The organism is Streptomyces sp. NPDC094147 (genome assembly GCF_044764265.1).
Taxonomy (GTDB): Bacteria; Actinomycetota; Actinomycetes; order Streptomycetales; family Streptomycetaceae; genus Streptomyces.
The window spans coordinates 92,337-117,250 of the sequence record NZ_JBIWHT010000014.1 but is presented as its reverse complement, the minus strand read 5'-3'; the positions used below and the strand labels follow the sequence as shown (position 1 = coordinate 117,250).

Here is a 24,914-nt window from a genome sequence, read left to right as displayed (position 1 = left end):
CTGAACGGCCGGCCGCCGCCACCGGAGAGGACCCCGCACCATGGCAGAGATCCGAGACGACCGCGCCAGAGGGCTGCTCGAAGTGTCCGACGGCGGTGAAGTGGCCGGTCGCATCTCCTACTTCACGCTCGACGGCCGGTCGCCCGCGCTCGTGGCGGTGCACACCGTCGTGGAGGACGCGCACGCGGGCAAGGGCCTGGCGGGCGCCCTGGTGCGGGAGTTCTACGCCATGGCCGCGCGCGAGGGCGTGCCGGTCGTGCCGCTCTGCCCGTACGCCGCGAAGTGGGCGGAACGCCACCCGGACGAGGCGCCCGCCGCCCCGGCCGAACTGATCGAGGCCGCCCAGGCCCAACTCGCCGCGAACCCGGAGCTGTGGTGACCACTCTCGCGCTGCTGCACACCTCACCGGCCCACATCCCGGTCTTCGACGCCCTGCGCGACGAGGACGCCCCGGGCCTCGAACTGCGCCACCTGGTGCATGAGCAACTGCTCAGCAGGGCACGGGAGTTGGGGCCGCAGGCCGTGGCCGATGCCGTCCGGACCGTACTCGCCGGGGCGGTGGCCGCGGGAGCGGACGCGGTTCTGTGCACGTGCTCCACGATCGGCGCGGTCGCCGAGGAGGCATCGGCGTCGCTCGGTGTCCCGGTACTCCGCGTCGACCGGCCGATGGCCGCAGCCGCCGTCGCGCAGGGGCCCCGGATCGCCGTGGTGGCGACCGTGGCGTCCACCCTGGAGCCGACGGTGGCGCTGATCCGCGAGGAGGCCGGTGACCGGCCCGTCGCCCTGCGCACGGTCCTCGCGGAAAACGCCTGGGCGCACTTCGAATCGGGCGACCCCGAAACGTACGTGGCGGTGATCGCCGAGGCGCTGGACGCCCTGACGGACGTCGACGTCGTCGTCCTGGCCCAGGCCTCGATGACCGCCGCCGCCACCCGGACGACGGCCTCGGTCCCAGTGCTGTCCAGCCCCCGCCCGGGGCTGCGGGCGGCGGCCGCCGCGGTGGGTGCCTGAGCCGTCCGGTGGGGGCGGGGCCTTGCGGGGCCGGTGTTGTAAGTCGGCCCATCCGGCAGCGAGGCGCGCCCCTGATGGCCACCGTCACGGCGCCCCGATCCGGCCAGGCGCCGGCGGCGCGCAGACCCGGACGGGTTGAACCGGCGGGCGCCGGGCACGCGCACAGGTGAAGCTGAACGGAGACCCCAGGAGGCCGACCATGAACGATCCGCATGCGGGCCCTGCCGTGAACGCCCTCCACCCGGGCCCCGCCGTTAGCGATCCGCATGCGGCGCCCGCCGCGAACGCCCTGCACCAGGGCCCCGCCAGCCCCGCCGTAGGCGGTCCGCACGCGGGCCCCGCCACGACCAACCCCCAGCCCGGCCCGGTCACCCCCGCCCTGTCCGTCCCGCACCCGGAGCCCGCCCCTCCGTGGCCCTCTCCGCTTCCCGATCCCGAGCCTGGCCCGTTGCCCGGTCCGCCGAGACCGGGGCCGGGGCCCGATCCCGAGCCCCCCACCCCCGGTCCGGACCCCGTGCCGCCCAAGCCGGGGCCCGACCCCGATCTGCCGGACCCGGTGCCCCAGCCGCCCGGCCCGGACCCCGCGCCGTACCCGACGCGGCCCGAGCCGGCCACCTGAAAAGGCCCGGACCCGTTGATCAGCCGGTGCTCACCTCGGACCGGTCCCCGCCCCACAGCGTGTGGAACGAGCCCGCCCGGTCGGTCCGCCGATAGGTGTGCGCGCCGAAGAAGTCGCGCTGGCCCTGCGTGAGCGCCGCCGGGAGGCGCTCGGCGCGCAGCGCGTCGTAGTACGCGAGTGCCGCCGAGAAGCCGGGCACCGGCACGCCCTGCCGGGCCGCCGCCACGATCACCGCGCGCCAGTCGTCCTGTGCCGCCCCGATCTCGTCGGCGAACCGCTTGTCCGAGAGCAGGCTCGGCAGCTCGGGCTGTGCGTCGTAGGCGCCCCGGATCCGGTCGAGGAACGCGGCCCGGATGATGCAGCCCGCGCGCCAGATCGCCGCGACCGTGCCCGGGTCCACGTTCCAGTCGTACGTCTCGCTGCCCGCCTGGATCTGGTGGAAGCCCTGCGTGTACGAGACGATCTTCGAGGCGTACAGCGCCTGCTCCACCTGTGCGGCGAAGGCGGTCGCCTCGGCCGGGCTCAGCGGGGCGGCCGTCGGCCCGGTCAGTGTGCGGGCCGCCTCGCGCAGCTCGGCGTGGCCCGACAGCGAACGGGCGAACACCGCCTCGGCGATGCCCGACACCGGGACGCCCAGGTCGAGTGCGATCTGCACCGTCCAACGGCCGGTGCCCTTCTGCTCCGCCCGGTCCTCGACCACATCGATGAACGGCTTGCCGGTCGCCGCGTCGACATGGGCCAGCACCTCCGCCGTGATCTCGATCAGGTACGAGTCGAGGCGCCCGGTGTTCCACTGCTTGAACGTCTCGGCGATCTGCGCGGGGGAGTAGCCCGCGACCGCGCGCAGCAGGTGGTACGCCTCCGCGATCAGCTGCATGTCGGCGTACTCGATGCCGTTGTGCACCATCTTCACGAAGTGACCCGCGCCGTCGGGGCCGACGTGGGTGACGCACGGCGTGCCGTCCGGGGCCTTCGCGGCGATCCGCGCAAGCAGCGGTCCCAGCGATTCGTACGACTCGGCCGAGCCGCCCGGCATGATGCTCGGCCCGTGCAGCGCGCCCTCCTCGCCGCCCGAGATGCCGGCGCCCACGAAGTGGATGCCCCGCTCGCGCAGTTCGCGTTCGCGCCGGCGGGTGTCCTCGAAGTGCGCGTTGCCGCCGTCGATGATGACGTCGCCCGGTTCGAGAAGCGCCGCGAACTCCTGGATCACCGCGTCCGTCGGTTCGCCCGCCTTGACCATGACGACCAGTCGGCGCGGGCGCTCAAGGGCGGCCACGAAGTCCTCGGCCGACTCCGCCGCCACGAACGTGCCCTCGGCGCCGAACTCCTCGACCAGCGCACGGGTCTTGGCGGCCGTCCGGTTGTGGACGGCGACGGTGAGGCCGTTGCGCGCGAAGTTCCGGGCGAGATTGCGTCCCATGACCGCGAGTCCGGTGACGCCGATCTGGGCTGTTCCACTCATGTGTCTGCTCCTGGATCCTCGGGTTCGCGGGGCATGTGCGTGCGCCGCGGCGCGCACTACCCGCACACAGTACGTAACACTCAACGTCACGGCGTGCCTCGGGAGTCCCGACCCGCCGGGCCGAAGGACCCGTCCGCTCGGAGGGTCGCCCTCCGCTTGTCCGCCCCCTTGTCATGGCCTCTTCGCAGCCCCTATTTTGGCGGCTCTTGATGCCTTCGAGGGGGACTCATGGCCTTACGCGGTCGGCACCGCCGGTATCAGCCGAGCCGGATCAACCGAGCGTCGCTGACGGTCACGGTGGGCGGGGCGGGGATAGCGCTCCCGCTGATCGGCGCGGGCACCGCGGACGCCGCATCCGTCGACATCTGGAACAAGGTCGCGGCCTGCGAGTCCACCAGCAACTGGCACATCAACTCGGGCAACGGCTTCTACGGCGGGCTCCAGTTCACCCAGTCCACCTGGGAGGCGTACGGCGGCCACCAGTACGCGCCGCGCGCGGACCTGGCGACCCGGGACCAGCAGATCGCGATCGCCGAGAAGGTCCTCAAGGGGCAGGGTCCGCACGCCTGGCCGGTCTGCTCGGCGGAGGCCGGTCTCACCCGGGGCGGCGCGGCCCCGCGGCTGAGCACCACGAACGAGCACCGGACGGAGATCAAGCCCCAGGCCGCACCGAAGCCCGCGCCCAAGCGCCCCGCCGCGAAGAAGGCGGAGCAGGCGAGCCCCACCAAGGTCCCGGGCAAGCGGGAGTCGTACACCGTCGTGCACGGCGATTCGCTGTCCACGATCGCCGACCATGAACAGGTCCGGGGCGGCTGGCCCCAGTTGTACGCCGAGAACCGTACGGTCATCGGCTCGAATCCCGACCTCATCCGCCCCGGCCAGCATCTGACGCTGCCCGGCGCGGCCCCCGCGAAGCCGACGGCCCCGCCCAAGTCAGCAGTGTCCGCACCGCGGTCTCCGGCCAAGCACCCGGCCCCCAAGCAGCCCGCCGCGAAGGCGCCCACCAAGGCGGCGGGCTTCACCGCGCCGGTCGACGCGAGCCCCAGCACCCCGTACCGCAAGGCCGGTTCGTCCTGGGCGAGCGGCTACCACACCGGCGTCGACTTCCCGGTCTCCACCGGTACCACCGTGAAGGCCGTGACCTCCGGCACGGTCGTCGAGGCCGGCTGGGGCGGCGCGTACGGATACCAGGTGGTGATCCGGCACCACGACGGCCACTACAGCCAGTACGCGCACCTCTCGGCGCTCTCGGTGAAGGCCGGCCAGCAGGTCAACACCGGCCAGCGGATAGGCCGTTCGGGATCCACCGGCAACGCGACCGGGCCGCATCTGCACTTCGAGATGAGGACCGGCCCGGCGTACGGATCCGACATCGACCCGCTCGCCTACCTGAGGGCGGGCGGGGTCGCCGTCTGATCGGGGCTGTCCCCCTGGCGCCCGACGGGACCGGGCGCCGAGGGTATGCCCCCGGCCAGGACGTGCTCCCCGCGGCGGCCCGCGCTCAGCCGTTCCGTCGTGAGCAGGATCAGTCCGCCCGCGGCCACGACACCGAAGCCGAGGGCGATCGCGGTGCCCGCCGTCCCGTACCGGAAGGATTCGCCGAACAGGGTCAGACCGATGGCCGCGGCGACCACGGGGTTGACGACGGTCACCGTCGCGAGCGGCGCCGCGAGCCCCGCGCCGCGGTAGGAGGCCTGGGAGAGCAGCAGGCCCGAGAGCGCGAACCCGGCTATCGCGCACAGGCTGGGCAACTCGCCGAGCGCGAGCCCCGACTGCCAGTCCTCGGCGACGGACTTGGTGAACACCGAGGCCAGGCCGAAGGCGCCGCCGGCCGCGGTGGCGAGCACGACGCTGCGGATGGCCGGTCGGCGCAGGGCCTTGGACGCGATGAAGAGCGCCGCGACCGCACTGAACCCGGCCGCCGCGAGCACCAGCCGCTGCCCCATGGCGAGGGCGTCCGCGTCCGCACCCCGGGTCAGCACCAGGAGGCCCGCCAGGCCCGCGGTGGCCATGACCGCGCCGCGCCAGGCGGCCGCCCCGGCCCGGCGGCGGACCAGCGCGGCCGACATCGGCAGCGCGAACACGATGGTGAGCGCGCCCATCGGCTGCACCAGGGTCAGCGGGCCGAAGGCCAGGGCCGCCACGTGCAGCGCCGCGCCGAGGCCGTTGAGAGTGACCGCCCCCCACCACGCCGGGCGGCGCACCGGTGCGTACGCACTGCTCGGGGCGGACGCGGCGACCCGCTCCTGAACGATCGCCGCGGCCGCGTACGCGACGGCGGAGACCAGGGACAGCAGCACGGCCAGGACAAGGGCGCTCATAGTTCCACGATGTCTCGTTGCGGACCCCGTGTCGTCGTCCCTGAGCACCGATTGCCTTGTACTCCAGGAGGAGTAGGGACGTACGACCAAAGTCGTCCCAGATATCGGACTTTCAGTAAAAGCGCAGCTCAAAAGGGTCGTCAAGAGGGCCGAAAGGATGGCTTCCGGTTGCGTCGGCGGCCGTGGGCGCCGAGCACCCCCGTGCCGGGTATGCGGGGCGCTGGGCCATCGGGCGTCGAGTTCGTGCCAGGCCGGCACGTACTGCCAGTACGGGCGGGCGCGAACACGCCACGTTTCACATGAGACGGTGAGCGTGACGGTGACGGTGAAGACAAAGGGGGAATCAGGGGTGACTCCGGAGGAATGGGCCGAGACCTCGTCGGTCGGAGGCTTCTTCGCCCTCCGTGTCGGAGCGGCCACTCACCCGTATGTGCCGCTCGCCTCCCTGTACGGGGGACGCACGGCGCCGCTCACCGCGCGGATCGACACCGTGGCCGCACGGCTCCGCGCGCCCGAACGCCGGGCCGCCGCCTCCATCGCCCACCTGGGCCTCGCGGCCCGGCTCTGGTCGATCGCCCTCGGCCCGGCCGCGCTCCACGGCGTACTGCCGGACCTCGCTCCGGACCGGCTGCACTGGGACGGCGGCCGAACCTCGCCCGACGATCTGCTCCTCGCGCCTCCGGTGCGGTCGCAGGAGGCCACCGCCGGACGTCTGGTGGAGGCCGTGCTCGACGGCCACCTCGACCCGCTCGCCGAGGCCGTCCGCCGGGACACCCCGGTGTCGTACGGGCTGCTGCGCGGCAACGCCGGGTCGGCTCTCGCCGGAGCGGTGCGCGAACTCCACGTCTGGGCACGTAAGGTGAGCCGCCCCGAGGTGGGGGAGCGGGCCCTGGCCCTCGGCGCCGAACTGTTCGCGCACCCTCAACTCGCGGGCACCGGCGCTCTGTTGCCGGGTCCGGCCTTCCGGCGCCGCAGCTGCTGCCTCTACTACCGCTGCCCCGGCGGCGGGTTGTGCGGGGACTGCGTCTTCGAGCGACCGCCGCGGCGTTGCTCCCCGGGCGCGGTGGCCGAGTAGCCGCATCGCGGCGTGCACCTGGATGGCGCGGGGATCGCGTGCCCTCCCGTGCTCAGCAAGCAAACACCCTTCTTCGGGGGTCCACGAGCAGTGTGTCAGGATTCCTTGACAACGCCCTGCCCGTCAGGGCAACCTGACAGGTATGGGAGCTGAGGACACACCGGCTTCGCTGGCCGGACAAGTCACCAACAAGGACCCCGCCGTCGGTCTCTCGGCGGTCGTCGCGCTGCGCCGCCTGCTTGAGGAACTGGAGCGCGTCCACGTGGACAACGCCCGTGACCAGGGCTGGTCCTGGCAGAGCATCGCCACGTCGTTGCAGGTCAGCAGGCAGTCGGTGCACGAAAAGCATGCGAGCAGGCGCAAAGCCACGGGCAAGGAGGACTGAAGGTGTTCGAGTTTTTCACCGAGCGTGCCAAGCGGGCGGTGGTGGCCTCGCAGGACGAGGCGATCGCGCTCGGCCACGACTTCATCGGCACCGAGCACATCCTGCTCGGGCTCGCCGGAACCGAGGACAGCACCGCCTGGGAGGTGCTGACCGCCCAGGGCGTCGAGCTGGGCCGCACCCGCGAGGAGACCGTACGGCTCCTCGAAGCGGCCGGGGTGCCGAGCACCGGCGGGCAGCCCGCGAAGGACGCCCTCGCCTCGATCGGCATCGACGTCGAGGAGATCAAGCGCCAGGCCGACAACAGCTTCGGCCCCGGCGCGTTCCAGTACCCGAGGCCCGCGTACACTCCGCACGCGAAGAAGGCCCTGGAGTTCACCCTCCGCGAGGCGCAGGCCCTCCGGCATGAGCGGTTCGGCACGGAGCACATCCTGCTCGGCCTGCTGGCGGCCGGCGAGGGGCGAGGGCTTGAGGTCCTCGCGGTGCTGGGCGTGAAGCCGGCCGACCTGCGGGCGGCGGTCCTGACCAGGGTGGCCCCGGACACCCCTTAGGGGGTGTGGGTGGCTCCGGACACCCCTGAGGAGTACGGGAGTCGGAGGCGCGGCCGGAATTCCGGCCGCGCCTCCGGCGCCTGCCCGACCCGTGTCCCGACCCTTGACGCGTACATGCATGGAGCCCAAGAATGATCGCGCTCTGACAACGTTGTCCACGGATAGGGGAGGCGCTCCGCCCATGCATCCGAACCGGAGAACGCGAGGGGCGGGGATCGCGCTCGGCGTTCTCGCGCTCCTCGCCGGGGTTCTCGCCGCGCCCGCCGCCCAGGCCGCACCGCCCCGGAGCGGGCAACTGACCGATCTGGTCAACCCGTTCATCGGTACCGAGAACGAGGGCAACACCTACCCGGGCGCCGCCGTGCCGTTCGGCATGGTGCAGCTCTCGCCGGACACCGGCCACAACACCGGCTACGACCACGCCCAGGACCACATCCGGGGCTTCTCCAGCGTGCACCTCTCCGGAGTCGGCTGCGGTCTGGGCGGCGATCTGCCCACCCTGCCCACCACCGGCGACATCACCGAGACCGACTACGCGCGCTACGCCGCGAAGTTCAGCCACGGCACCGAGCAGGCGAGCCCCGGCTACTACAAGGTCGGCCTCGACTCCGGGATCACCGCCGAGCTCACCGCCTCCACCCGCACCGGCGTGCAGCGCTACACCTTCCCCGCCACCGGCAAGGCCAACGTCCTGCTGAACGCGGGCCAGTCGCTGCACCGGACCATCTCCACCACCGTCGAGATCCTCGACGCGCGCACCGTCCGCACCGCGATCACCGGCAGCGGCTTCTGCCAGGACACCAAGCCGTACACCGTGTACACGGTCACCCGCTTCGACCGGCCCTTCACCGCCTTCGGGACCTGGAAGGACGGAAAGGTCGGCCAAGGCACCACACGCTCCACCGGCAGCGCGGGCAACGGCGCCTGGCTGCGCTTCGACACCACCAAGGACCGCACCGTCGAAGCGACCACCGCCCTCAGCTACGTGGACGCGGCGGGAGCCGCCGGCAACCTCCGCGCCGAGGGCGGCCGGAGCTTCGACCGCGTGGCCCGTGCCGCCCGCGCCGCGTGGGAGCGGCGCCTGGAGACCGTACGGGCCCAAGGAGGCGGCGACACCCTGCGCCGCACCTTCTACTCCTCGCTCTACCGGTCGTTCCTGGCTCCCAACATCGGCAGCGACGCCGACGGCCGCTACACCGGCTGGGACCAGCAGATCCACCGCGCCGGCGGCTTCGACTACTACCAGAACTGGTCCCTCTGGGACACCTACCGCACCCAGACACAGCTCCTCTCGCTGCTCGCCCCGCGCGAGGCCCGGGACATGGCGATCTCCGTACTGAAGATCGACGAGGAGAGCGGCTGGCTGCCCAAGTGGGGCTACGGCACGGTCGAGACCAACATCATGACGGGCGACCCGGTCACCCCGTTCCTCACCAACGCCTACGCACAAGGACTCCTCAAGGGTTATGAGGAACAGGCCTACCGCGCGCTGAAGAAGAACGCCGACGGAGTGCCGCCCGCCGACTCCCCGGCCGTCGGCCGTGAGGCCAACTCCCCGTACATCAGGGATGGTTACGCCCCCTACGTCAAGGACCGCCCGCACGCCAAGCCCGGCGATTCGGACTTCGACCACGGCGCGTCCGCGACCCTGGAGTACGCGCTCGCCGACGCCATGCTGGGCAGGATGGCCCGCGAGCTGGGCCACCCCGAGGACGCCGCCCGCTACACCGCCCGCGCCCAGAACTACCGGAAGATCTTCGACCCCTCGACCGGGTTCTTCCGCGCCCGCGACGCGCAGGGCGCCTTCACCGGCCCCGCCGACCCGGCCAGGAGCGAGGGCTTCCACGAGGGCACGTCCTGGCAGTACCAGTGGCTCGTTCCGCAGGACCTGCCGGGAATGGTCTCCCTCATCGGCGGCCGGAGCGCGGCCAACCAGCGCCTCGACTCCTTCTTCGCCTACGACAAGCTCCTCGCCGACCCCGCGAAGACGGCCCGCGAGGTGTGGGTGAACGGGCCCTACTCGTACTACAACGCCGACAAGTACAACCCGCAGAACGAGCCCGACCTCATCGCCCCGTACACCTACCTCTCCACCGGGCAGCCGTGGAAGACCACGGACGTCGTGCACGCCGCGCTGACCCTGTTCACCGACACCCCGACCGGGATGACCGGCAACGACGACCTCGGAACCATGTCCGCGTGGATGGTGCTCTCCGCGATCGGGATCTTCCCGGTCCAGCCCGGCACCGACACCTGGGGACTGTCCGCCCCCGTCTTCGACCGCGTCGATCTGTCCCTGGACCGCCGCTACTACCCGCAAGGGCGGTTCACGGTGACCGCCCCGGGCACCTCGGACACCGCCCGCTACATCCGGTCGGCCCGCCTCGACGGCCGCGACCAGCCCCGTACGTATCTCACCGGAGCGGACCTCAGGGCCGGGCGGAACCTGACGTTCGCCGTCGCGGCCGCGCCCTCTGCCTGGGGCACGGCCCCCTGGGCCGCCCCGCCCGTGGTGCGCTGACCGCCCCCTGTGCCACCGCTCGCCCCCCGCTTCCCCGGGGCGGGCGGTTTGGTGCGGAACGCGATCGCTCCGTACCATGGCGCTTTTGGGAACGTGATGCTCACGACTGATCGAGGAACGCAGCGGCGATGACGGTGACAGAGGACTTCCAGGACCAGGAACAGGGTCCCGGCATCGACGAGCGGACCGAGCAGGACTTCGGGCCCGGCATCGACCCCGAGCGGCTCGCGCTCTGTCTGAGCGTGCTCGCGGAACTCGACACCATCGAGGTCGACCACCCCGACGCGATCGCCGTGCGCCGCGCCACCGCCGCGATCTACCGGACCGTGAAGCAGCGCCGCCGCCAGGAGCGCCGCGCCGCCAAGACCGCCCACGACCGGGCCGTCACCGAGGCCACCGCCACCGGTTCCGCCGAGCGGATCGACGACGAGACCGAAGGCCTGCTGCCCTCCTCGTCCGTCACCGGCGAGATCGCGGGCATACTCCAGCGCCCCCGGTCCTGCTACATCTGCAAGACCCGGTACGTCGAGGTCGACGCGTTCTACCACCAGCTGTGCCAGAAGTGCGCCGCCGAGAACCGGGCCCGCCGCGACGCCCGCACCGACCTCACCGGCAAGCGCGCGCTGCTCACCGGCGGCCGCGCCAAGATCGGCATGTACATCGCGCTGCGACTCCTGCGCGACGGCGCGCACACCACCATCACCACGCGTTTCCCCAAGGACGCCATCCGCCGCTTCAAGGCCATGGACGACTCGGCGGACTGGATGCACCGCCTCGAAGTCGTCGGCATCGACCTGCGGGACCCGGCGCAGGTGGTCGCCCTGGCCGAGCAGACCGCGGAGCAGGGCACGCTGGACATCCTGATCAACAACGCCACGCAGACCGTGCGCCGGCTGCCCTCCGCCTACGCCGCCCTGGTCGACGGCGAGAGCGCCCCGCTGCCGGCCGGCGAGCTGCCCGCCCACCACGTCATCGGAGCCTTCAACTCCGGCGCCGTCGACGGTCTGGCCGCGCTCCCCGTCGGCACCTCGGGCCTCGACGCCCAGCGGGTCGCCGACCTCGCCCTGGTCGCGGGCAACGCCAGCATCGCCCGGCACCACGACGGCACCGCCCTCGACGCGGGCGGCCTGCTCCCGGACGTGGTCGACAGCAACACCTGGGTGCAGTCCATCGACCAGATCTCCCCGGTCGAGCTCCTGGAGACCCAGCTGTGCAACTACACCGCGCCGTTCATCCTGATCAGCATGCTCCGCCCGGTGATGGCGGAGGCCGCCCGCAAGGCGCCGAACGGCCGCGCCTACGTGGTGAACGTCTCCGCGATGGAAGGCGTCTTCAGCCGCGGCTACAAGGGCGCCGGGCACCCCAACACCAACGCCGCCAAGGCCGCCATGAACATGGTCACCCGGACCAGCGGCCAGGAGATGTTCGAGACCGACAAGATCCTCATGACCTCGGTCGACACCGGCTGGATCACCGACGAGCGCCCGCACCACGACAAGCTGCGGCTCGCCGAGGAGGGCTTCCACGCCCCGCTCGACCTCGTGGACGGAGCGGCCCGCGTCTACGACCCGATCGTGCGCGGCGAGCTGGGCGAGGACCTGCACAGCGTCTTCCTCAAGGACTACGCGCCCGGCAACTGGTAGTCCGCGGTTTTCCCCTGTTCGAGGGCGGCACGCAGCAGCGTGCCGCCCTCGGCGTCAACAGGGGCCGTGCGAGGGCTACTTGAGCTGTCCGGCGACCCGTTCCAGGACCGGCCGCCAGTCCTCCATGACGCCCGCGTCCAGGCCCACGACCTTTCCCGCGTCGTCGGCCTGCCGCAGCGTCACCGCGTCCTCGGCCAGCGGATCCCGCGCGAAGGCCGCCGCCTCCGCGGGCCCCATCACTCCGCCCTGCGCCCGCAGCGTCAGCGCGCTCTGCGCGGAGAGGGTACGGTCCGGCTCGACGGCCGCCAGATAGCGCTTCGCGGGCACGTGCAGCCGTACGAGCCCGGCCACCCGCGCGCCGAGCAGCGGCCGCACGACCTGTGCCGCGGTGTCGGCGTGGCCCGCGTCGTCACCCGGACGGAGTAGATGGCCGAGATCGTGTACGAGGCCCGCGAGCTGGAGCTCCTTGTCGGCCGGGTGCGAACGGCGCAGCAGGTGGGCGGTCTGCAGGGCGTGGTCGTGAAGGTCGACCGGATCGCCGCTGCGGTCCGGGGTGTCCCAGGCCCCCCGGCAGGCTTCCAGCAGCTCCATCAGCTCGTCGACCGAGCGCACGGGCGCCACCGGACCGGGCCTGCTCGACAGCTTCATGTGGTCTCCTCCCCGCGGGCGGCAGCCGACCTCATCAGCAGATCATGGCGGGATGAACACCGGGCTGAACGCCCGGCGAAGGAAAGTCGACGCAAAGGAAGCGCAACTATCGAGCGCGACCGCGCTCATTTGGTTACTCTGGATTGAACGGTAGCCACAGCGGGTCCACCAACCCTCGAGGCCCGTTCCGGATCCGGCCCGCAACCTGTGGCCGTGATGCGGACAGAGTGCCGGCGCCACCGCGTCAGAACTGCCCTTGCCCCTGCCCTGCGGGTGGACGGACACCGGGTCGGTAACGACGCAGCCGGGACGGCCCCAGGGTTACGCGACACAAAGGAGTGCGCGGTGACACCAGAGACGACAGAGCGCGAACCCCGGACGCCGGAACACGACGGCGAGCGGGCCGGACGGCCCGAGAAGCTCCGCAACCTTGAGGTCTGGGCCAGATCGGCCCCGATCCGCCTAGCGGGTTACGAAGAGGACCTCGCCGAGCCGCACATCCTGCCCGGCATCGACTGATCCCGCGGCCGAAGGCCGAACCGTGCCCCCTGCCCGTGCAGGGGGCACGGTTGCACACCACGCCGCCGCGCTTCGGACGGTGAGCTCCCTCCTCGAACTGCCGCCGGGACGACGGGATGTGATGGCTCGTCAGAGTCGGTGCGACGCCCGGCGCCCTGTCGCCCGGGAGTGCCACGCGGCAGGATGACCCGCATGTCCGAGACGCCCGGTGACACCACCGCATTCCACGACCTGTCCGCCTTCCTCGCGACCCCGCGCATCAACGGCCTCGCGCTCTCGCCCGACGGGAGCAGGCTGGTGGCAGCCGTGCAGAGCCTCAACGGCGACGGCAACCGGTATGTGTCCGGGCTGTGGGAGATCGACCCCGCCGGGGTGCGCGAGCCGCGTCGGCTGACCCGCTCCCGCAAGGGCGAGTCCGCGCCCGCGTTCGCCTCGGACGGAACCCTGTACTTCCTCTCCGGACGCGAGAACAGCGACCCCGGCGCGGCGCGGGACACCGAGGAGGAATCCGGGGTCTGGGCCCTGCCCGGGAGCGGCGAGGCCGCGCTGATGGCCCGTCATCCCGGCGGCATCGCCGGCTTCGCGCTCGCCCGCGACACCGGCACCCTCGCCTACACCGCCGGGCTCCTGCCCGGCGCGGCCGACGCCGAGGCGCACGGAAAGCTCCGCAAGGACCGCGCCGACGCGAAGGTCACCGCGATCCTGTACGAGTCCGGGATCACCCGGTTCTGGAACCGCGACCTCGGCCCCGACGAGCCGCACACCCTCGTCCGCCGCACCGGTGAGGACAGCGCCGCGGTCGACGCGGGCGGGCAGGGCTTCGTGAGCGAGGCCGAGACCGCGCTGTCGCCGGACGGCACGCGCGTCGCCCACACGCGCTTCGTGCACGGCCGGGTGCCCGACGAGAACCGCACTGTCGTCGTGGTCGCCGACGCGCGGACCGGCCGGGAAGTGCGCCTGGTCGACCGGGACGGATACACGTACAGCGCCCCGCTGTTCACCGCCGACGGCGCCGGTCTGATCTGCGCCCGGCAGTTGCGGGAGACGTACGAGAGGCCGTACAGCTGGACCCTCGTGCGCATCGACCTGGCGAGCGGTGCGGAGAGCGAGCTCGTGCCGGACTTCGAGCACTGGCCGGTCGGGGCCGTCGTCTCCCCGCGCCCCGACGACGCCACCCTCTGGTTCGCCGCCGACGAGCTCGGCCACTCGCCCGTCTTCCGGCGCGACCCGGACGGCACCGTCACCCGGCTCACCGCCTCCGGCGCGTACACCTCGCTGTGTGTCGCGCCCGACGGACGCACGCTGTACGCGCTGCGCAGCGCCGTCGACGCCCCGCCCACCCCGGTCCGGCTGGACGCGGCCGAGCCCGACCAGGAGCCGGTCGTGCTCAAGGCGCCCGGCGGGACGGGCCGGCTGCCGGGCACCCTGACCGAGGTGCACGCGGTGGCCGACGACGGCTTCCCGCTGCGCGCCTGGCTCGTACTGCCGCGAGGGGCGTCCGCCGAGCGGCCCGCGCCGCTGCTCCTCGTGCCGCACGGTGGCCCGCACACCTCGTGGAACGGCTGGACCTGGCGCTGGAACCCGTGGCCCTTCGCGGCGCGCGGCTACGCGGTGCTGCTGCCCGACCCGGCGATGTCGTCCGGTTACGGGCCGCGGATGCACGAGCGCGGCTGGGGACAGTGGGGTGGTCAGCCCTACCGGGACCTGATGGCGATGACCGACACCACCGAGGCCCGCCCGGACATCGACGCGACCCGCACCGGCCTCGCGGGTGCCTCCTACGGCGGTTACATGGCCAACCGGATCGCCACGCTGACGGACCGCTTCAAGGCGATCGTCTCGCACGCGGGCCTGTGGGACCTGCCGTCGCACCAGGCCGTCACGGACGCTTCGGCGTACCACCGGCGGATCTTCGGCGACCCGCTGACCCGGCCGGAACGCCACGAGGAGAACTCGCCGTCCCTCGCGGCGGACCGCATCCGCACGCCCATGCTGGTGGTGCACGGAGCGAAGGACTACCGGGTGCCGGTCGGCCAGGGCATGGCCCTGTTCCAGGAGCTCCAGCGCCGTGAAGTCCCGGTGAAATTCCTGTACTTCCCCGACGAGGGCCACTGGATCCTCGGCCCCGGCCACGCCCGCCTCTGGTACTCGGTGCTCCTGAACTTCCTGGACCACCACGTCCTCGGCGAGGAGTGGCAGCGGCCCGAACTGCTGTAAGCAATACGCCTAGTGACGGTCAGTCAGCTCATTCCGTAAAGGACATCTGCAAGAGATCGGATGAGTTCGGGAAGGGATTGCATCCTTGGCGTGCAAGATGCATTGACATGCCTTCGATTCGCTTCAATCATCGGATGTCATGACCGAACTTCCCAGACGCCATGTACTCGGAATGACGGCGGGGGCGGCAGTCGGCGCCGCCCTTCTCTCCCCGGCCACGGCCGACGCGAGCCCCCTGACCCCGTCAACCGGCAGGCCCGGCAAGGGCGGTGAGTGGGGGACGGTCCCCCCGGCCGTCCCGGTCGCCCTGGACCGCTGGTTCGACAACGACGGCATCGACACCGCGAACGCCCGCGGCGGCGACTTCGACGGCTCCGGATACACCTTTCCCGGTGAGGAACTCCCGGCCGGGAACGTGCAGTTGGACGGAGTCGCGTATGTGTTCCCCGGCGCCGCCGCCGGAGCGAAGAACAACATCGTCGCGCTCGGACAGCGCATCGAGCTGCCCCGGGGACGCTATCTCTCCGGCCTGTTCCTCGTCGCCGCCAGCTACGGTGACGCATCGGGGCAGGCGACCGTCCACTACGCCGACGGCGGCACCTCCGCCGCCGCGCTAGGCGGCCCCGACTGGTACAGCGGCAGCGGGCAGTTGACCGCCGCCTACCGCTATGGCCCTGGCGGGGTCAAGGATCCGCACCAGGTCGTCGTCGCCACCGCCGAGCTGCCCATGGACCCCGGCCGCGAGGCGGTCGCGCTCACCCTCCCCGTCACCAACCCCGCGCAGCCGAACAAGCCGTCCCTGCACGTCTTCGCGCTCTCCCTGCAACCCGCCGCCGAGGGGCGAGCGGTCACCCTGCGGGACGCCCGCTCGACCACCATGACGCTCGCCTCCGGCGCCCAGAGCGTCGAAGCCACCGTGATCAACGCGGGCACCGTCACCCTGCTCGCCTCCGACGCGCTCAGCGTCCAGGTCGAGGTCGACGGAGCCCGTACGGTCGCACCCGCCCCGATCACCCGGCTCCACCCGGGCGACCAGGCCAGGGTCCGCATCGGCATCCGGCCCGGGACCGGCACCTCCCCGGGCACCGAGCGCGCCGGGCGCGTGGTCGCACGCGGCCGGGGCCGGGAAGCAGCCTCCGCCACCCGCCAACTCACCCTCGGCGTACCGGACTTTACGCCCACCGACGCCTCGCTGTCCTCGCACCAGGCGCCCTACTGGTTCCAGGACGCCAAGTTCGGCATCTTCATCCACTGGGGCGTCTACTCGGTACCGGCCTGGGCGCCCGTCGGGGTGCAGTACGCCGAGTGGTACTGGGCCCAGATGCAGGACCCCAACAACCCCACCCACGCCTACCACCGCCAGACCTACGGCGAGTCGTTCAACTACGACGACTTCATCCCCCGCTTCACCGCCGAACGGTTCGACCCCCGCTCCTGGGTCGAGCTGTTCCGCGACGCGGGCGCCCAGTACCACGTCCTCACCTCCAAGCACCACGAGGGCTTCGCGCTGTGGGACACCAAGGTGTCCGACCGCAACGCGGTCAAGATGGGCCCGAAGAAGGACCTGGTCCGCGCCCTGTTCGAGGCGTCCAAGCAGTACGCGCCCGAACTCCACCGGGGCCTGTACTTCTCGATGCCGGAGTGGTTCAACCCGGACAGCCCCTGGCAGGGGCACGGCCCGCGCAACCCGTACACCCTCCAGCCGCTCCCGTACACCGGCTACACACCGGGCAAGGACTACATCAAGGACCTCCAGGCACCGCAGATGCTGGAGCTGGTCGAGGGGTACGACCCGGAGATCCTGTGGTGCGACATCGGCGGCGCCAACGACAGCCACCGGGTGCTCGCCGAGTACTTCAACCACGCGAAGAACCGGCCCCGCCCCATCGAGGTCACCGTCAACAACCGCTCCGGCATCGGGCCGCACGACTTCACGACGCCCGAGTACGCCACGTACGACACGGTGGTGACGGCGAAATGGGAGGCGAGCCGGGGCCTGGACCCGTTCAGCTACGGCTACAACCGGGCCACCCCCGACGACAAGTACATGAGCACCGAGGAGGTCGTGCACACCCTGGTCGACATCGTCAGCAAGAACGGCAACTTCCTCCTCGACATCGGGCCGCGGGCCGACGGCACCATCCCCGAGATCATGCAGCGCCGGCTGCGCGAGACCGGGCAGTGGCTGAAGACCAACGGCGAGGCGGTGTACGGATCCACGTACTGGGCGCGGATGCCGCAGCTCGGCGCCGATCTGCGGTTCACCGTCCGGCCGGGCCGGGCCTTCTACATCCACTCGCTGGCCAGGCCGGGGGCCACACTCACCGTCGGGGCACCGGTGCCGGTGCGGGCCGGGGACAGGATCACGATGCTCGGCCACGGGCGGCCGCTCACCTGGCGCACGAGCGGCAGCGGCCTCGTCATCGACGTACCGCCCGCCGCGCGGGCCGCGGGCAGCCACGCCTGGGTGTTCAAGGTGGAGTGGCTTCGATGAGCGGTTGACCCGGCCGGACCCCCTCCGTTTGCGGGACGCGTGCGGCTGCGGCACACAATGGGGGAGCAACTCGGGGCGTACAGGTGGGAGATCCACGTGCCCTCGACCCTGCGCAGATTCGCCGCTGCCGCCGCCGTACTGTCCGTCGGCGCCTTCGCCGCCGGATGCGGTGGCGGCGCCAGCGGCGCCGACAGTCAACAGGACCTCAACCTCCAGCCGATCGCGGCAGCCGGACCGGACCCGTTCACCCAGTCCACGGCCGCATCGACGGCGACCCCCACGCCGCCCGGCGCACCGTCCGGCGCGCCGAGCTCCAGCGTGTCGACGCGTACCGTCTCCGGCGCCACACCGGGCCTGTACGGCGGTACGCAGTCGGTCGCCAGCTGCGACGTGGAGAAGCAGATCCGCTTCCTCGGCGGCGACCAGGCCAAGGGGCGCGCCTTCGCCGACGCCGCAGGGATCGACCCGGCCTCCGTACCGGGCTTCCTGCGCGGCCTGACCCCGGTCGTGCTGCGGGTCGACACCCGCGTCACCAACCACGGCTTCCGCGCCGGCGCCGCCACCAGCTTCCAGTCGGTCCTCGAAGCGGGCACCGCCGTGCTGGTGGACGACCACGGCGAGCCGCGCGTGCGGTGCGCCTGCGGCAATCCGCTGAAGCCGCCCAACGCCCACCAGGGCGGCTGGAACAACAAGGGCAAGCCGTGGCCCGGCTACCAGCCCAACCGGGTCGTCGTCATCCGGCCCACCACGGTGATCATCAACAGCCTGGTGATCGTGAACATCACCAACAACACCTGGATCGAGCGGCAGACCGGCGACGACGGGCAGCGCGACCGACGGCGCCCCGACATCACGATCGACCCGAACAAGCCGCCGGTCCCCGAGCGGCCGTCGCCGAGCCCCAGCACCTCGCCGTCGACCAGCACTTCTCCGTCGACCAGTACCTCGCCGTCCACCAGCACTTCTCCGTCTGGCAGCACGTCGCCGTCGCCGAGCTCCTCGTGCCCGACCCCGGCGCCGACCGTCACGGCCCACGGGACGCCTTCGGCACCGGGCCAGTCCGGGCCGCCGGTGGCGCTGCGGACTCCGGCGGCACCGGCTCCGAGCGGCTGCGCCACGGCGACCACGACGGTGACCGCGTCGCCGTCCGCACCGGTGCCGGGCCCGTCGACGCCGTCGCCCGCGACGTCCTCGCCCGTCACGTCCTCGACCTCGACCCCGCTGGTACCGTCCGACAACGGCGGGACCAGCACGCAGCCCTCGTTGCCGACGGAGATCCCGACGAACCCGCCGAGCGGGCCTGAGTCCGGCATCTTCGGGCCCTCACCGGATTCGGAGAACATCTGAGACCGGCCGAGGCCGTCAAGATCGCCGGGAGCCCCACCGCACCGCGCGGTGGGGCTCCCGGCGATCCCGGCGGCGGCCGTCAGCACCCGGTGCCTCCCGCATGCGAGCGCTCCGGGCTGCGCCTAGCGTGGCCCCATGGACGCGGGTGCAGGGGGCGCAGGGGCAGCACAAGCGTGCCGGTGCGGCGACCTCGACGAGGGCGCGGAATGCCGCTTCCTTCACTCGTACGGCCGAGACCTGCGCATGGGCAGTTTCGACTGGGACCTGGTCACCGGCCTGATGCACATGGACGAGCCCGCGCTCGACGTGTTCGACCTGCGCCGTGACGAGTACGACAACAAGCCCGACACGCTGGCCCGCCGGGTGCCGCCCGCCGAGGCCGTCCGGCTCGACGCGCTCGTCTCGCAGGCCCTGAAGAACGGCAGCGTCAACTACGGCGTCTACTTCCGTATCCGCCGCCGCGACGGCAGCCTGCGCTGGACCCACACCCAGGGCTTCGTGCGCCGGGACGACACCGGCCGCCCGCTGCGCATCGTCGGCATCGTCCGCGACGCCACCCAGGAGCTCGCCGAGTCCACCGCCCGGGTCGGCCTGGACGACGAACGGCGCCGCACGACCAGCGTCGTGGAGGCCACCACCGCGGCCCTCGCGCACGCCAGGACCGTCAAGGACGTCATCGACGTCATGAAGGACTCGCGGGGCCCCGAGTACCTCGGCGCCACCAGCCTCGTGATGGGGCTCCTGGAGGCGGGCCGCATCCATCTGATCGCCGAGGGACCCGAGGGCAGTTTCGTGCCGGGCACCCGGTGGACCCGGGTGGACGAGCGGTACCCGATGAGCGAGGTGGTGCGGACCCTCGCGCCCCGCTTCATCGAGTCGCCCCAGGACTTCGCCGAGTCCTACCCCGGCCTGTGGCCGAACATCAGCGGCCTCGGCATCACCTCCGCCGCCTATCTGCCGCTGATCGCCCAGGCCCGCCCCATCGGCGCGCTCGGGCTGCTCTACAGCGACAAGTCCGGATTCACCAGCGACGAGCGCAACCTGCTGGTGGCGCTGGGCAGTTCGATCGCCCAGTCCCTCCAGCGCGCCATGCTGTACGAGCAGGAGCACGACCTCGCCGAGGGGCTCCAGCAGGCGATGCTGCCGCGCCGGATCCCGGAGGTGCCCGGCGCCCAGCTCGCGGTCCGCTACCGTTCGGCGCGGTTCGGCCGGGACATCGGCGGCGACTGGTACGACGTGATCCCGCTGCCCGGCGGCCGGGTCGGCGTGGCCATCGGCGACGTACAGGGACACGACACGGACGCCGCCGCCGTGATGGGGCAGCTGCGCATCGTGCTGCGCGCGTACGCCGCCGAGGGGCACTCGCCGGCCACCGTGATGGCGCGGGCCTCGGTCTTCCTGCACGAACTGGACACCGACCGGTTCGCGACGTGCACCTATGCGGAGGCCGACCTGAGCACCGGTGTGGTGCAGATGGTGCGCGCCGGGCACGTCGACCCGCTGGTGCGCTTCCAGGACGGCAGCTGCCGCAGACTGCCCGTGGAGGGCGGCCTTCCGCTCGGCCTCTCGGCCGAGTTCGGGCGGCTCGAATACCCGGTGTCGACCGTCGAACTCGACCCGGGCCAGACCCTGTTGCTCTACACCGACGGACTCGTCGAGCAGCCCGGGGCCGACCTCGACGACGGGATGCAGCTCCTCGCCTCCCTGGTCCGCTCGGGCCCCGAGGACCTGGAGCAGCTCGCCGACCGGCTCTGCGACGTGACGGACGAGCGGGGCGGTGACGACGACGTGGCCCTGCTGCTGCTGCGCCGGCGCGCCACGGAAGCACCGCAGATCGGCGGCAGGCTCCGCCAGCACGTCGCGCAGAACGACCCGGAGGCGCTGAGCTCGTCGCGGCACATGATCCGCGCGGCGGTCCGCGCCTGGGGCGCCCGGGAGCGGTCCGACGAGGTCGAGCTCGCCGCGGACGAGCTCATCACCAACGCCCTGATGCACACCGACGGCGGGGCGATCGTCACCGTCCGGGTGCTCTCCGGGCCCGAACGCCGGCTGCGCGTCGAGGTGGAGGACCGCTCCAGCGCCCTGCCGCGCCGCCGCGAGGCGGGCGACTCCGGGGTGTCCGGGCGCGGCCTGATGCTGGTGGACCGGCTCGCCGACGTATGGGGCGTGGAGCCGCGGGGCAGCGGCAAGTGCGTGTGGTGCGAGTTCGTCGTGCCGGAGCGCAGAGCCCGCTGACCAGCACAGCCGGCACGCCCCGCACGGTCGGCACTTGAACAGCGGCTGATCGGAAGCTGATCAATACCTGGCAGTAACTATACGTAACAGTCCATTACTTGACCGTAACCGTGCACCGGGGTTTGACTGCTCACTCTGTACGGGCGTCACCGTCGCCGCCCGATCGGCACCGAGCGACATGAGGAACCCCTTGAGCAGTGAGCTGCTGGCACCTCTTGATCTGGCGTTCTGGCACCTCGAATCGGCGGAGCACCCCATGCATCTGGGTGCGCTGGCGCATTTCGACGCATGGCCCGGCAGCGGCGGCGAGCGGATCCTCGAACTCCTCGCGGAGCGCGCCGCGGCCATCGGGCGCCTGCGGATGTGCGTACGCGGCGTCTGGCTGCCCGTCGGCGGCGCGGCCTGGGTCGCCGACAAGGACTTCGACGTCCGCCGCCACGTCCGCCGGGTCCAGCTGCCCGCGGGAGACTTCCGCGCCGAAGCCGCCCGCGTCGCAGGGGAGTTGATGGAAGATCCGCTGGAGCGCGGTCTGCCGCCCTGGCGGATGTATGTGCTGACCGGTGAGGACGACGGAGCCTTCGCCGTCCTGGTCAAGCTGCACCACGCGCTCGCCGACGGCATGCGCGCGGTCGCCATCGGCGCGGGCATCCTCGACCAGCTCGCCGAGCCGCGCGCCCGCCGCCGCCCCGTCCCGCCCCGCTCCTGGCTGCCCGGCCCCCGCCAGGTCGCCGGATTCGCCCGCGACCGGGTCGGCGACCTCACCCGGGCCGTGGGCATCGGTGCCTCCGTGATGCGGGCCAGCCGCCTGGAACTCGGCGCGGGCTCCGCACTCGCCGCCGACTCCAGCGGCACCCGCCGCCTCGCCACCGCCGTACTCGACCACGAGGACGTCCAGCGCATACGCCGGGCCGAGGGCGGCACCGCCAACGACGTGCTGCTCGCGGTCGTCGCGGGCGGGCTGCGCCGCTGGCTCCTGGAGCGCGGATCGAGGATCCCGGGCGCCGAACCGCGCGCCCTGGTCCCGGTCTCGCGCCGCCGCCCCGGCGCCCCGCCCGGCTCCGGCAACAAGCTCTCCGCCTATCTGCTCGGCCTTCCGGTCGCCGAGCCCGACCCGCTGGCCCGGCTCGCCTTCGTGCGCACCGCCATGGACCGCAACAAGGCCGCCGGACCCGGCAGGGGAGCCGGAGCCGTCGCCCTGCTCGCCGACCAACTCCCGCCGCTGGCCCACCGGTTCGGCGCACCGCTCGCCAAGAACGCGGCCCGCGTCCTCTTCGATCTGCTCGTCACCAGCGTGCCGCTGCCCCGCTCCCAGCTCTCGCTCGGCGGCTGCCCGCTGCGCGAGATCTACCCGATGGCCCCGCTCGCCCGGGGCCAGTCCCTGGCGATCGCCCTGTCCCCGTACGGCGGCCGGGTCCACATCGGCCTGGTGGCCGACGGCAAGGCGGTGCCCGACGTGGACCGCCTCGCCGCCTGCTTCGGGCAGGAGCTCGCGGAACTCCTCGCGGCCACCGCGGCTCGCTGAGCCCGCGCGGCCGGGGCACCCTGGTAGGTATGCCGGAACTGCCCGAAGTCGAGGCCCTGCGGGACTTCCTGGCCGACCAACTGGTCGGCCAGGAGATCGCGAGCGCCCTGCCCGTCGCGATCAGCGTCCTCAAGACGTACGACCCGCCGTACACCGCGCTGGCCGGGCGCACCGTCACCGGTGTGGCCCGGCACGGAAAGTTCCTCGACATCGACGCCGACGGGCTGCACTTGTGCGTCCACCTCGCCCGCGCGGGCTGGCTGCGCTGGCACGACACCCTGCCCGCCGCCCCGCCGAAACCCGGCAAGGGCCCGCTCGCCCTGCGCATCGCGCTGACGGGCGGCGCGGGCTTCGACCTCACCGAGGCGGGCACCCGCAAGAGCCTCGCCGCCCACCTCGTCCACGACCCGTCCGAGGTCCCGGGCATCGCCCGGCTCGGCCCCGACCCGCTGGCCCCCGGCTTCGGCCGCGACGACCTCGCCGCGCTGCTCGCCGGAGAGCGCCGCCAGCTCAAGGGCGCGCTGCGCGACCAGTCCCTGATCGCCGGAATCGGCAACGCCTACAGCGACGAAATCCTCCACGCCGCCCGCATGTCACCGTTCAAACCGGTCGCCCATCTCACCGAAGAGGAGATCACCGCGCTGTACGAGGCGCTGCGCACCACCCTCACCGACGCGGTGGAGCGCTCGCGGGGCCTCGCGGCGGGCCGCCTCAAGGCCGAGAAGAAGAGCGGCCTGCGCGTGCACGGCAGGACCGGCCTGCCCTGTCCGGTCTGCGGCGACACGGTGCGCGAGGTGTCCTTCGCCGACAGCTCCCTCCAGTACTGCGCCACCTGCCAGACCGGCGGCAAGATCCTGGCGGACCGGCGCCTGTCGAAACTGCTCAAGTAGCCGCCGTTCACCCGGCCGGGCCGATCGTCGCGAGCCGGGCCCCTCCCGCCGTACGCACCTCGAACCGCGCGATGGCGTTCTGCGCCAGCGCCGCCGCGCCCCGCATCCGTACCGGCTGCCCGCCCCGGTCCGCCCAGGTCGCCACCGTCTGCTCGGTGCCGTCCCGGCCCACCGCGACCAGCGTGCACGAGGCCGGCGGCGCGCCCGCGAGGCCGAGTTCCACGTCCGTGCCCCAGTCCTTCGGCGCCGTGACCAGGGACGCGGTCACCCCCGGCGCGTGCGAGACCACCCGCCACGGCGGGGCCGCGGGCTCCAGGGCGATGCCGATCCCGCCGGCCATCAGCACCCCCGCCGCGGCCACCAGGGCGATCCGCGCCGCGCGACCTCGCCGGCGCCGCCTCGCCACCGCCCCCAGCATCCGGTGCAGCACCTCCGGCGACACCGGGCCGGGCTCTGCCACCCCGCCCGCCGTGTACGCGGCGAGCAGCGCCGTCACGCCGCCGAACTCGGCGAGCAGCCGTCTGCAAGGGGCGCACCCCGCCAGATGCTCCTCGAACCGGAAGGCGTCGGCAACGCCGAGCACGCCGAGGGCGTAGGCCCCGACGTCCTGGTGGATCTGCGGCGAACTCATGCCGTCAGGTACGCAGGAACCGGCCCGAACACTCAAGACACACCCGCACCGCCGCACCTAAACTCCGGCCTCATGCTGCGCGTACTGGCGGTCGACGACGAAGCCCCCGCCCTGGAAGAACTCCTCTACCTCCTGCGCTCCGACCCCCGGATCCGCTCCGCCGAAGGCGCCACCGGCGCCACCGACGCGCTACGGCTGATCGGCGCCGCCCTGGACGCGGGGGCCGACGGCGAGCAGGGCGTCGACGTGGTCTTCCTCGACATCCACATGGCCGGGCTCACCGGGCTCGACATCGCCCGGCTGCTCGCCGGATTCGCCCGCCCGCCGCTGATCGTCTTCGTCACCGCCCACGAGGGCTTCGCCGTCCAGGCCTTCGACCTCAAGGCCGTCGACTACGTCCTCAAGCCCGTACGCGGGGAACGGCTCGCCGAAGCGGTCCGCCGCGCGGCCGAGTTGATCGGCGACCGCTCCGCGACCGTCCAGGAACCCGACCAGATACCCGTCGAACTGGGCGGTGTCACCCGCTTCCTGGCCGTCGGCGACATCGCGTACGCCGAGGCGCAGGGCGACTACGCCCGGCTGCACACCGCCCACGGCAGCCACCTCGTACGGATCCCGCTGTCCACCCTGGAGGAGCGCTGGCGCAGCCGCGGCTTCGTCCGCATCCACCGCAGCCATCTCGTCGCGCTCGACCGCATCGACGAACTCCGCCTGGACGCGGGCAGCATGAGCGTGCGGATCGGCGGCGCCGAACTCCCGGTCAGCCGCCGCCACGCCCGCACGGTCCGCGACCGGCTGCTGCGGCGCCCCCGGCTCTGACCTGCCC

General features: G+C 72.5%; 20 protein-coding genes. 16 read left to right on the top strand and 4 right to left on the bottom strand.

Features of this window, described 5'->3' with window-relative positions; translation table 11 throughout:
• The first annotated feature begins 40 nt into the window (after window positions 1-40).
• Complete coding sequence (locus ACIQ8J_RS21530; protein ID WP_403275504.1) at window positions 41-379, top strand: GNAT family N-acetyltransferase; 339 nt, start codon at window positions 41-43, stop codon at window positions 377-379.
• The gene (locus ACIQ8J_RS21525) at window positions 376-1,011 is read left to right on the top strand and encodes an aspartate/glutamate racemase family protein (RefSeq protein ID WP_403275503.1); all 636 of its coding nucleotides are present in this window, start codon (window positions 376-378) and stop codon (window positions 1,009-1,011) included. The genes ACIQ8J_RS21530 and ACIQ8J_RS21525 overlap by 4 nt, the downstream gene beginning before the upstream one ends.
• Window positions 1,012-1,649: 638 nt before the next feature.
• Here the strand turns inward: ACIQ8J_RS21525 and gndA are convergent.
• Window positions 1,650-3,092: an NADP-dependent phosphogluconate dehydrogenase gene (gndA, locus tag ACIQ8J_RS21520; protein WP_403275502.1), complete on the bottom strand. Its 1,443-nt coding sequence runs from the start codon at window positions 3,090-3,092 to the stop codon at window positions 1,650-1,652.
• Between the two features lie 228 nt (window positions 3,093-3,320).
• On the opposite strand from gndA, the gene ACIQ8J_RS21515 reads away from it, so the two are divergent.
• The gene (locus tag ACIQ8J_RS21515) at window positions 3,321-4,508 is read left to right on the top strand and encodes a transglycosylase family protein (RefSeq protein ID WP_403275500.1); all 1,188 of its coding nucleotides are present in this window, start codon (window positions 3,321-3,323) and stop codon (window positions 4,506-4,508) included.
• On the opposite strand, the gene ACIQ8J_RS21510 is transcribed toward ACIQ8J_RS21515, so the two are convergent.
• Window positions 4,478-5,413: a DMT family transporter gene (locus ACIQ8J_RS21510; protein ID WP_403275499.1), complete on the bottom strand. Its 936-nt coding sequence runs from the start codon at window positions 5,411-5,413 to the stop codon at window positions 4,478-4,480. The genes ACIQ8J_RS21515 and ACIQ8J_RS21510 overlap by 31 nt on opposite strands.
• A 349-nt stretch (window positions 5,414-5,762) precedes the next feature.
• On the opposite strand from ACIQ8J_RS21510, the gene ACIQ8J_RS21505 reads away from it, so the two are divergent.
• The 5 genes from ACIQ8J_RS21505 (at window position 5,763) to ACIQ8J_RS21485 (ending at window position 11,585) form a co-directional block, all read left to right on the top strand.
• A complete protein-coding gene (locus tag ACIQ8J_RS21505; protein ID WP_403275497.1) occupies window positions 5,763-6,488 on the top strand; it encodes a (2Fe-2S)-binding protein in 726 nt (241 codons plus the stop codon).
• 142 nt (window positions 6,489-6,630) lie between these two features.
• Complete coding sequence (locus ACIQ8J_RS21500; protein WP_403275495.1) at window positions 6,631-6,873, top strand: hypothetical protein; 243 nt, start codon at window positions 6,631-6,633, stop codon at window positions 6,871-6,873.
• Window positions 6,874-6,875: 2 nt separating this feature from the next.
• Window positions 6,876-7,421 (top strand): Clp protease N-terminal domain-containing protein, encoded by a 546-nt coding sequence (locus ACIQ8J_RS21495; protein ID WP_403275493.1) that lies wholly within the window; start codon window positions 6,876-6,878, stop codon window positions 7,419-7,421.
• Window positions 7,422-7,602: 181 nt separating this feature from the next.
• Window positions 7,603-9,942 carry a GH92 family glycosyl hydrolase gene (locus ACIQ8J_RS21490; RefSeq protein ID WP_403275492.1) on the top strand — a complete coding sequence of 780 codons (2,340 nt, stop codon included), beginning with the start codon at window positions 7,603-7,605 and terminating at the stop codon, window positions 9,940-9,942.
• A gap of 128 nt (window positions 9,943-10,070) precedes the next feature.
• Entirely contained in the window at window positions 10,071-11,585 is a 1,515-nt protein-coding gene (locus ACIQ8J_RS21485) for an SDR family NAD(P)-dependent oxidoreductase (protein ID WP_403275490.1), read from the top strand.
• A gap of 75 nt (window positions 11,586-11,660) precedes the next feature.
• Here the strand turns inward: ACIQ8J_RS21485 and ACIQ8J_RS21480 are convergent, their stop codons facing one another.
• Window positions 11,661-12,233 (bottom strand): inositol oxygenase family protein, encoded by a 573-nt coding sequence (locus ACIQ8J_RS21480; protein ID WP_403275489.1) that lies wholly within the window; start codon window positions 12,231-12,233, stop codon window positions 11,661-11,663.
• A 345-nt stretch (window positions 12,234-12,578) separates the two neighbouring features.
• Between ACIQ8J_RS21480 and ACIQ8J_RS21475 the strand changes: the two genes are divergently transcribed.
• The 7 genes from ACIQ8J_RS21475 (at window position 12,579) to ACIQ8J_RS21445 (ending at window position 23,457) form a co-directional block, all read left to right on the top strand.
• A complete protein-coding gene (locus ACIQ8J_RS21475; protein WP_403275488.1) occupies window positions 12,579-12,752 on the top strand; it encodes a hypothetical protein in 174 nt (57 codons plus the stop codon).
• Window positions 12,753-12,944: 192 nt separating this feature from the next.
• Window positions 12,945-14,969, top strand: coding sequence for a prolyl oligopeptidase family serine peptidase (locus ACIQ8J_RS21470; RefSeq protein ID WP_403275487.1), 2,025 nt, complete (start codon window positions 12,945-12,947; stop codon window positions 14,967-14,969).
• A 139-nt stretch (window positions 14,970-15,108) separates the two neighbouring features.
• Window positions 15,109-17,463: an alpha-L-fucosidase gene (locus ACIQ8J_RS21465; protein WP_403275486.1), complete on the top strand. Its 2,355-nt coding sequence runs from the start codon at window positions 15,109-15,111 to the stop codon at window positions 17,461-17,463.
• 96 nt (window positions 17,464-17,559) lie between these two features.
• Window positions 17,560-18,810, top strand: coding sequence for a DUF6777 domain-containing protein (locus tag ACIQ8J_RS21460; protein WP_403275484.1), 1,251 nt, complete (start codon window positions 17,560-17,562; stop codon window positions 18,808-18,810).
• A 243-nt stretch (window positions 18,811-19,053) separates the two neighbouring features.
• Window positions 19,054-21,045 carry a SpoIIE family protein phosphatase gene (locus ACIQ8J_RS21455; protein ID WP_403275585.1) on the top strand — a complete coding sequence of 664 codons (1,992 nt, stop codon included), beginning with the start codon at window positions 19,054-19,056 and terminating at the stop codon, window positions 21,043-21,045.
• 190 nt (window positions 21,046-21,235) lie between these two features.
• Complete coding sequence (locus ACIQ8J_RS21450) at window positions 21,236-22,567, top strand: wax ester/triacylglycerol synthase family O-acyltransferase (protein WP_403278387.1); 1,332 nt, start codon at window positions 21,236-21,238, stop codon at window positions 22,565-22,567.
• Window positions 22,568-22,596: 29 nt separating this feature from the next.
• Entirely contained in the window at window positions 22,597-23,457 is an 861-nt protein-coding gene (locus tag ACIQ8J_RS21445) for an Fpg/Nei family DNA glycosylase (RefSeq protein ID WP_403275380.1), read from the top strand.
• 7 nt (window positions 23,458-23,464) lie between these two features.
• Here the strand turns inward: ACIQ8J_RS21445 and ACIQ8J_RS21440 are convergent, their stop codons facing one another.
• Complete coding sequence (locus ACIQ8J_RS21440; RefSeq protein ID WP_403275378.1) at window positions 23,465-24,088, bottom strand: zf-HC2 domain-containing protein; 624 nt, start codon at window positions 24,086-24,088, stop codon at window positions 23,465-23,467.
• Between the two features lie 72 nt (window positions 24,089-24,160).
• Between ACIQ8J_RS21440 and ACIQ8J_RS21435 the strand changes: the two genes are divergently transcribed.
• Window positions 24,161-24,907, top strand: coding sequence for a LytR/AlgR family response regulator transcription factor (locus ACIQ8J_RS21435; protein WP_403275376.1), 747 nt, complete (start codon window positions 24,161-24,163; stop codon window positions 24,905-24,907).
• The last annotated feature ends 7 nt before the right edge of the window (window positions 24,908-24,914 follow it).